General features: G+C 28.2%; 12 protein-coding genes. 6 read left to right on the forward strand and 6 right to left on the reverse strand.

The window, feature by feature from the left end; genetic code table 11:
* Positions 1 to 119: 119 nt before the first annotated feature.
* Positions 120 to 266 carry a hypothetical protein gene (locus CLVI_RS17575; RefSeq protein ID WP_170065706.1) on the reverse strand — a complete coding sequence of 49 codons (147 nt, stop codon included), beginning with the start codon at positions 264 to 266 and terminating at the stop codon, positions 120 to 122.
* A 140-nt stretch (positions 267 to 406) separates the two neighbouring features.
* On the opposite strand from CLVI_RS17575, the gene CLVI_RS17740 reads away from it, so the two are divergent.
* The 3 genes from CLVI_RS17740 (at position 407) to CLVI_RS16765 (ending at position 2,917) form a co-directional block, all read left to right on the forward strand.
* Positions 407 to 544: a hypothetical protein gene (locus CLVI_RS17740; protein WP_207655405.1), complete on the forward strand. Its 138-nt coding sequence runs from the start codon at positions 407 to 409 to the stop codon at positions 542 to 544.
* A 29-nt stretch (positions 545 to 573) separates the two neighbouring features.
* The gene (fliB, locus tag CLVI_RS16760) at positions 574 to 1,734 is read left to right on the forward strand and encodes a flagellin lysine-N-methylase (protein ID WP_106061356.1); all 1,161 of its coding nucleotides are present in this window, start codon (positions 574 to 576) and stop codon (positions 1,732 to 1,734) included.
* A gap of 127 nt (positions 1,735 to 1,861) precedes the next feature.
* Positions 1,862 to 2,917, forward strand: coding sequence for a galactose ABC transporter substrate-binding protein (locus tag CLVI_RS16765; RefSeq protein ID WP_106061358.1), 1,056 nt, complete (start codon positions 1,862 to 1,864; stop codon positions 2,915 to 2,917).
* Between the two features lie 63 nt (positions 2,918 to 2,980).
* On the opposite strand, the gene CLVI_RS16770 is transcribed toward CLVI_RS16765, so the two are convergent.
* Positions 2,981 to 3,673, reverse strand: coding sequence for a phage replisome organizer N-terminal domain-containing protein (locus CLVI_RS16770; RefSeq protein ID WP_106061360.1), 693 nt, complete (start codon positions 3,671 to 3,673; stop codon positions 2,981 to 2,983).
* A gap of 253 nt (positions 3,674 to 3,926) precedes the next feature.
* On the opposite strand from CLVI_RS16770, the gene CLVI_RS17580 reads away from it, so the two are divergent.
* Entirely contained in the window at positions 3,927 to 4,094 is a 168-nt protein-coding gene (locus CLVI_RS17580) for a hypothetical protein (protein WP_170065707.1), read from the forward strand.
* A 25-nt stretch (positions 4,095 to 4,119) separates the two neighbouring features.
* Positions 4,120 to 5,244 carry a DUF6688 domain-containing protein gene (locus CLVI_RS16775; protein WP_242980755.1) on the forward strand — a complete coding sequence of 375 codons (1,125 nt, stop codon included), beginning with the start codon at positions 4,120 to 4,122 and terminating at the stop codon, positions 5,242 to 5,244.
* Positions 5,245 to 5,347: 103 nt separating this feature from the next.
* On the opposite strand, the gene CLVI_RS16780 is transcribed toward CLVI_RS16775, so the two are convergent.
* The 4 genes from CLVI_RS16780 to CLVI_RS16795 all read right to left on the reverse strand — a co-directional run bounded on the left by CLVI_RS16780 (position 5,348) and on the right by CLVI_RS16795 (position 7,205).
* Complete coding sequence (locus tag CLVI_RS16780; RefSeq protein ID WP_106061362.1) at positions 5,348 to 5,701, reverse strand: hypothetical protein; 354 nt, start codon at positions 5,699 to 5,701, stop codon at positions 5,348 to 5,350.
* A gap of 166 nt (positions 5,702 to 5,867) precedes the next feature.
* Complete coding sequence (locus tag CLVI_RS16785) at positions 5,868 to 6,314, reverse strand: MarR family winged helix-turn-helix transcriptional regulator (RefSeq protein WP_106061364.1); 447 nt, start codon at positions 6,312 to 6,314, stop codon at positions 5,868 to 5,870.
* Positions 6,315 to 6,347: 33 nt separating this feature from the next.
* Positions 6,348 to 6,671 carry a DMT family transporter gene (locus CLVI_RS16790; RefSeq protein ID WP_106061366.1) on the reverse strand — a complete coding sequence of 108 codons (324 nt, stop codon included), beginning with the start codon at positions 6,669 to 6,671 and terminating at the stop codon, positions 6,348 to 6,350.
* Between the two features lie 279 nt (positions 6,672 to 6,950).
* Positions 6,951 to 7,205: a M domain protein gene (locus CLVI_RS16795; RefSeq protein WP_106061368.1), complete on the reverse strand. Its 255-nt coding sequence runs from the start codon at positions 7,203 to 7,205 to the stop codon at positions 6,951 to 6,953.
* Between the two features lie 257 nt (positions 7,206 to 7,462).
* Here CLVI_RS16795 and CLVI_RS18040 point away from each other — a divergent pair, with 257 nt between their 5' ends.
* Positions 7,463 to 7,591 carry a hypothetical protein gene (locus CLVI_RS18040; RefSeq protein ID WP_278320544.1) on the forward strand — a complete coding sequence of 43 codons (129 nt, stop codon included), beginning with the start codon at positions 7,463 to 7,465 and terminating at the stop codon, positions 7,589 to 7,591.
* Positions 7,592 to 7,771: the final 180 nt, after the last annotated feature.

The following is a 7,771-nucleotide window of genomic DNA, read 5'->3' on the forward strand; positions in this document are numbered from 1 at the left end:
GATCCAGATTTATTTAAATCACTATTTCCATGGAGTAATCTTCCTGCTGAATGCTATTTAAATAAAAAGGATTGAAAATAAGCGGTTAATGACTGTCAACGTGACGAGTTATTAACCGCTTACTTTTTAAAAGCTTCTCTTAAGTAATTTACAAAGTGATCCGTATCTCCTGTAATACAATTACCCTTTGTCATTATGTCTTTGGAGTTAATATTATCAAAGCTTAAATAATTATTCTGCTCTATTAATTCTTTTCTTTCCTTCATTATGTTTAAGCTCCCTTTCTTCTTTGGGTTATTTACATAAAATACTATTATTATTTAACATTCTGTACAAAATGCAAAATTCCTCCTTTACCTAGGTTAACAGGGAACTCACTGTCAGAGAAAATAATATTATAGAACCATTGGAAGGAGAAGTTAAATGGATTATAATAATCTTAAGTTTCATTCCTTTAATGAGTAGTAAGAAAAGTAAAAGTGAAATTACATTAGAAAGTATAGAAATTGCTAATAATATAAAACTAGATAGCGAAAAGAAATAACAGTCCAAAGATGGGATGAGGTAATTTATATGAAAACAACAGTACCCTATTACTATAAAGATTTTAAATGCATAGCTTCGAAATGTACTGATACTTGTTGTGCTGGTTGGGAAGTTATAATTGATGATGAAACATATAAACAGTATACAAATGTATCTGGTGAATTTGGTGAAACATTAAAATCTAACTTAAAATTATATGAAGATGATGCACCTGGTTTTGTGTTACAAAATAATAATTGTCCATTTTTAAATAAAACTAACCTTTGTGACATCTATACTGAACTAGGAGAAAACAGCTTATGCTATACATGTAGAACATTTCCAAGGATTATAGAGGAATATGGCGGTATACGTGAAATAGGAATATCTTTATCATGTCCTGAGGCTGCAAGATTAATTCTTAAAGATTCTAAACCTATGACTTTTGAAGTTTTAGAAGATGGTGAAATGGTAAGTCCATGTGATGATATATTTTATGATACGTATATACAGCTAATATCATCTAGAAAAATAGCCTTAGATATATTGCAGAATCGGTCTATAGATTTAAATCATAGAATTGCACTATTGATCTCTTTTGCTCATGATATTCAGGAAAAGATAAATGAATATAAAGTCTCTGAGATTGCTGATATAACAAATAAATATTCTAAGGCGGCTTATCAAAAAGAACTCATTAATGTATTTGATAAGTATAAAATCAAACAAGAGGCTAAGCATTCTAACATGCTAGAATGTATGAATATTTATAAAAACCTTGCTTCTATTAATGATAACTGGTCCAAGATAATAGATCGCGCTATTAACTGCTTTCATAAAACAGATGACATTAACTTTTATCAAAAACAGTATGATGATTTTAATGAATATTATAAAAATAAGACCTATGAATTTGAACATTTATTAGTATACTCTGTGTTTAGATATTTTATGAAAGCTACTTATGATGATGAATTATATTCAAAAGCCAGGTTAACCGTCATGACTTATCTTATTGTTAAAGAATTAGATGTAGTAAGATGGATTGATAATAATTATACTTTTGATCTAAATGACCAAATAGACATAATGCATCTGTATTCTAAAGAAATAGAACATTGTGAAGAAAACCTCTATCAACTTGAGGAAATCTTTAATACGAATAAACTATTTGATCTAGAACAACTACTTATTTTAATAATGAATTGAAAATAATGACACTAGAATTAGAATATTTTTTTCATTAAAACACATCCTAAGATTAAGCAAACTGATTTGCTATTAATTATAATATTCATTGATTATTATAATTAAAGAGATATTATGGAGGAGTTCAATGAGAAATTTAAAAAAATTAATGATATTTATTATGATTTTAGTTATGACAATGGTTCAAGTAGTAGGAGTTACTAAGAATAATGTATACGCCATTCCAAATGTTAACAAAGGGACTCCCGTTAAGATAGGTGTATTCTTTGATAATTCTAATGCTATGTTTATTTCTATTCTTAAACAAAATTTAGAACGTATAGGAAAAGAAAACGAAAAAGAGGTTGAATTTACTTTTTTTGATGCAAAAGATAATCAAAGTGTACAAAATGAAAGTATTGAAAAAGCCCTTAAAGAGGATTTCGACCTTTTCATTATAAGCATAATTACTCCTAACTTAAAGAATGTAGAAGGTACTTTGATTAAAATCCAGAGAAAAAACATTCCTATAATTTTGAATCCAGACCCTGCTGAAGATATAATAAAATTTTTTAGCTATTATCCTAAATTAGTGGTTATTGGTGCAGATTATGAACAATCCGGTACTATACAGGGGAAAATTCTAGTTAATGAATGGAATTCTAATAAAAAGCTTCTAGATAAAAATCGTGATAACATATTGCAGTATGTTATGTTAAAAGGCAGAATTGGCAGTCCATTAACATCTTTAAGAACAAAGCATTGTATTTTAGCACTTCGTGAGGCTGGAATAAAAACAGAAGAAATTGCCTCGTATAATTGTGAATGGTTACAAGATTGCGCTGAAAATTCTATTGAATCTGTGTTTTTTAAATATGGCAATAAAATTGAAGCTATAATTTCAAATAATGATTCCATGGCAATAGGTGCTGTTGAAGCCTTACAGAAATATGGATATAATAAAGGTAATATTGAATCAACAATTCCAGTTGTCGGAATTGACGGAATGCCAGCTGCCAAGGATTTAATAGAAAAGGGTTTTATGGCAGGTACTGTTGCTGTAGAGCCTAAAGATCTTGCAGAAGCACTTTATTCTATTGGAATGAATTTAGCTTCTGGTAAGTCTGCTCTTGAAAATACAAACTATAAATTTGATGATACAGGATTTACCGTTCATCTAACTTACAAGGAATTCATCAAATAAGGCATATAAAATGAAATAACAACTCAAAAGATAGAGCTTAAATAGTCTACAGTATTGATAGCTCTATCTAAAAGACCACGAAGCGACTACAGTCTCACCTTTACCCAAAGGCCTTTCCTTATCATAATCCTTAAAATCAACCATATCATTACCTTGAACATCTTTTTCATCTGTGAAATCATAGATTTTCTCTTTTTTCTTCTTTTTATCAATCAACATATTTTTCTTAGTTTCCAAACCTATAGGAATTTTCTCTTGCAACTTATTATTAGGCTTGTCCTTAATGGTTTTAACAACTTTAACTTCATTCTGATCCATTTTTTTCTCAGGTTCTTTATCTTTATTATCATATTCCTCATTCTTCAGATCTTCTTTTACCACTCTTTCCTTATTTTTTACCTCTTCATCTTCAGCCTTTATTTTTTCTTGTACCTTAATGTTTTGATGTTTAGCAAAATTCGTAACTCTATAAACATTAACTTCATTAAGTTCAACCATTTCTAATTCTATAAATGTATCTAAGGCTAACTTAATTTGCCTAATGTCTCTATTAAATTCTATTGCTAAGGTTTCAACAGTATATGGCATATTTTTTGACATGTACAAATCGCCTTCTCGATTAACCTTGCCAGCTAAATTTATAAGTCTACTCCAAATATACTGAATAAGATCCCTTTCAGGCCTTGTATCAATTATTTTTAATTTTATATTGTCATACATATCTATTTTTATTTTGACAATTTTTCTCTGTCTCATTAATAATCACTCCTCATGATATCTCGTGTACTCGCTTGTACACGGATTTATTATTCTTTCCACCCTATATATATGCTTTACTTAATATTATTACAGTAAATTGGATGATTTTTTTCTGTTAAATTTCTACAAGTTTTTCCAACTAAGTTTAAATATTAAACTATATTTAAGATAAAGGTTGTATAATTGGGTTAATATAAAAAATAGTCAATTCAATATAAATTTAACAATATTGTAAGATAGGGGGCACTTCATGAAAAAATTCTGGATAAATGCACTGTTAGTATGTGGAATTGGTCCTGAAGGAACACAGGGCTATGGAGATACCAAAAGTTCCAACGGAGTGAGGCCAGCATTTTGTGTGTTAAATACAACTAAAATCTTTGAAGATGATGGCATTTACATTTTAGGAGAAGAATAATAATTAGCAAGGGGGAATGTTACTTATGGGTACTGATGAACTTACATCTATGATTATAATATCGATTTTATGTATTGCGCTTTTAGGGGTTCCGCTCTTATTAACAACAATAAACATAATTAATTTATTTAAAAAGAATCCAATTAAAGATAATTTATGTGATAAATGCACTATGATTTTAGGATCAATTTATTCTATTATTATTTTCTTAACTATTTTGAGTGGTAAGGATTATCAAGAGTCTTTAGTAAATGGTGGAATGGAGAATAGTAAGCATACTCCAATAGCATCATGGCATCTGCCTACAATTGCTTTCATTATGTTAATTGGTGTAGTAGGTTTTCTTATTTTGCAAAGTTTAAAAGATAAATTACCACCTTTAATAGCCGCTCTTTGTTTATCTTGCATATACATTGGCAATCTATTAGGTCTTATTTATGCTATTCAACTTTCAAATAATTTAATTGAACCATTAGAATTACCTGGAGCAGGTTTTTGGGCTCTTCTTTTTCCTATAAACTATTTTCTATGTTCAATTAGATTAATAAAGAATACAATAAAATTTCAAGTTGATTATATTAATTCACAAGGCTTTAAATATAATAATTTTATATTAAGTAAATGCAAAAAATTATTATCTAGTAGCACAGGATGGTTAATCTTTACTTTCATATTAATGATACCTATTCTTTGCATTATCCTTATTATTTTAGTCCTTTTTGGTCAACAGCCAGATGCTATAATAAAGGCCTTCACAGAAACTAGTGATTGGACATTATCTAAACAAATTTCCCCACCACCAATTGAATATGATGGACATTATTTATGTACAGTATCTCTTAGAGATCATAAAGAATTGGTTAAGCCAACTAGATATGGAATTAGACATAAAAATAAGATAATTGTTAATAGGCAATTATGTGTGGCTAATGCTTTTGAGGATTATATTAAAGAAAAGCTCCCAAGATCTCATCATTTTATTAGATATATATATGATAAATATGGTTATCCTCTATCTAAACATATTGATACCTCTTTTAAAGCTGATATTGTATATATTTTAATGAAGCCTTTAGAATACTTCTTTGTAATATTTTTATATGCATTTGATAAAAAACCTGAAAATAGAATTGCAACACAATATATATAAATTGCTACACATATTATAATAAAACCTAAAGAACTTTATATTTTCAGAAAAAAATAAGAATCAAGTTATAAAACCTGATTCTTTGTTATTTTTTTAATTGTGCCTAATAACCCAATGTTAGTCTTTCTCGACATTCTGATTTCTGACGTGGTAACATTTTCGATATATTTCCTTCCATCCATCTTCGTTGTTCATAGGAAAACCTTTTACCAAAGAACAACATAAATTGATTATCATAATATTCACCTATTAAACCATAAGTAGATTGAGTGAATTTAACATATCCTATAGTTTCTAATAATGCTGTATCATGAAGATAAATAGCCTTGTCTTCATCAAACATTTTTAAATCTAAATCTTTTTCTAATTTAGCTGCTAAAAGATTATGTTTAGACTCACCACATTTATAAAAATTTCCCTCTCTGGATAACCAACCACATACACCTAATTCTTCCATTCTATTAATAGGATAGATAATTATAATTTCATTTATCTACCTATTTAACACCCCTCTTTCTTGCGTAAATAACTCTAAATAAATTATAAATTATTTTCTTTAAAATAGCTATGTTTTAACATTGTTATAAAATGAAATTTTTCTCCTTTGCATACCAATAAATACATCACTTAATCAAACTTTTGTTCAATAGATTTGATAATACTTTAAAACTTTCTACTATAGTTCTAAGCTGTTCTTGTGGAATTTGATTAAAACACTCAATCTCTGCAAGCTTTAGTTCTTCAAGGATAGATGTGGCAAAGTGTGTTCCCTTTTCAGTAAATCTAATAATTTTATTTCTACGGTCTTTAGTATTTAGTTCTTTAAGTATATGACCCTCCTTTTCAAGTCCAGATAATATTTGCGAAACAGTCTGCTTTGGTAATAATAATTTGTTGCAAATTTGACTTTGTGTACAGTATGGAACTGTATTATTTATTACATATAAAACAAATAAAGTTGTATCTTGCATGCCATGATTTTTGGCCCAAATATGGTATATACTATTCATTTCAAACCATGAGTTATAATAACTATCTATCTGCTCAACAATTTTCTCTTTATCATCCATTTCTTATACACACTTCCTTTAATAATTAATAATTTAGTGACTTACTCCACTTAAATTTAATCCAATAACTCCTAATATAATGAAAAGTACAGAAAATATTTTTAGAGCATTAATACTTTCTTTAAAAACGAGAACACCTATTATTGACATAATAGTAATTCCAGCAGCTCCCCATATAGCATATGCTACACCCAGATCTATCTTTTTTAATGCTATAGATAGAAAAGTAAAGCATAGTATATATCCTGAAAATGTTCCTACTGATGGTAATAATTTTGTAAAACCATTAGACATTTTCATAAAGGTTGTTGCCGCAACTTCAAATATAATTGCCAGAGTTAAAAAAATCCACTCCATATAAAAAAACCTCATTTCATTAATAGCATTAGTCCATAATAGGACTAATATTAGTGTAACGTAAATTCATATAATTTGTCAAAATTTATTAGAGTTTCACTATGTAGTATTTATCAAAAGCCTCCAGTAGGTTTATATTTAAATTCTATCCTGAAAATAATGAACAATTAATTAAAAGCAGCTACCTACCATAAATGGGATGATATGTTTATCTTTACATGAAAAAAATCCTGCAGCTTTTCAGCTACAGGATCATATATAAACTAAATACTTATTATTTTAAGCACTTCTTTCAGTAATTACATTGCCTATCTTATTAATTATTCCTTCTGTATGAGCAATTTTATGGGTCATATTATCGATTTCTGCTTTATGAGTAGTACTGCTGTGCTCAATAGCATTTACAACAGAAAATATTTCATCCTGCCTTGTTTCAATACCAGTTAGTCTTTCGTCCATGCCAGTTAGTCTTCCGTCTATATTATCTAATTTATTTATCAAAATCTCAAACATTTTCTTTGTTTCATTATCCATTATTAATCACCACCACTATCTTAATTGACTTAATTGTAACATCTTCAAATCTTCTTATCAACCTCCATATTTATCCATGCCCTTCCATCTAAAATATTGCGACTAAGTATCATACCTAAACTCATTGGGTTTACCACAATTCCAGTATATGGAATTTATTTATCATGAAAAAACTCCCATACATATCCTCACTAAATCTACAGACACTATACTTGCTTCCAAAATTACAACTATTACTAATGGAAAGGAGATTACTTATGAATAGAAATAAAAAAACTAAAAATGTTAAAATGAATAAAACTATTGAAAACATTCAAAATAGTGAATTGACTAATAATGTTGATACCACTAACAATAGTAAAAAAGAAAGTGATTCATTTAGGTAGAAACTTTTATTTAAACTACACTTGAATTAAAATTAAATATTTTTATTGTATCAAAATCGAGTAGGAGCTAAATAATTATTTTATTTAGCGTCCTCTCACACCACCGTGCATACCGTTCGGTACACGGCGGTTCATTAGAAATTAATGTATCTTTTGATATTTGCTTGTTAGGCTAACGAA

The organism is Clostridium vincentii, assembly GCF_002995745.1.
Classification (GTDB): domain Bacteria; phylum Bacillota; class Clostridia; order Clostridiales; family Clostridiaceae; genus Clostridium; species Clostridium vincentii.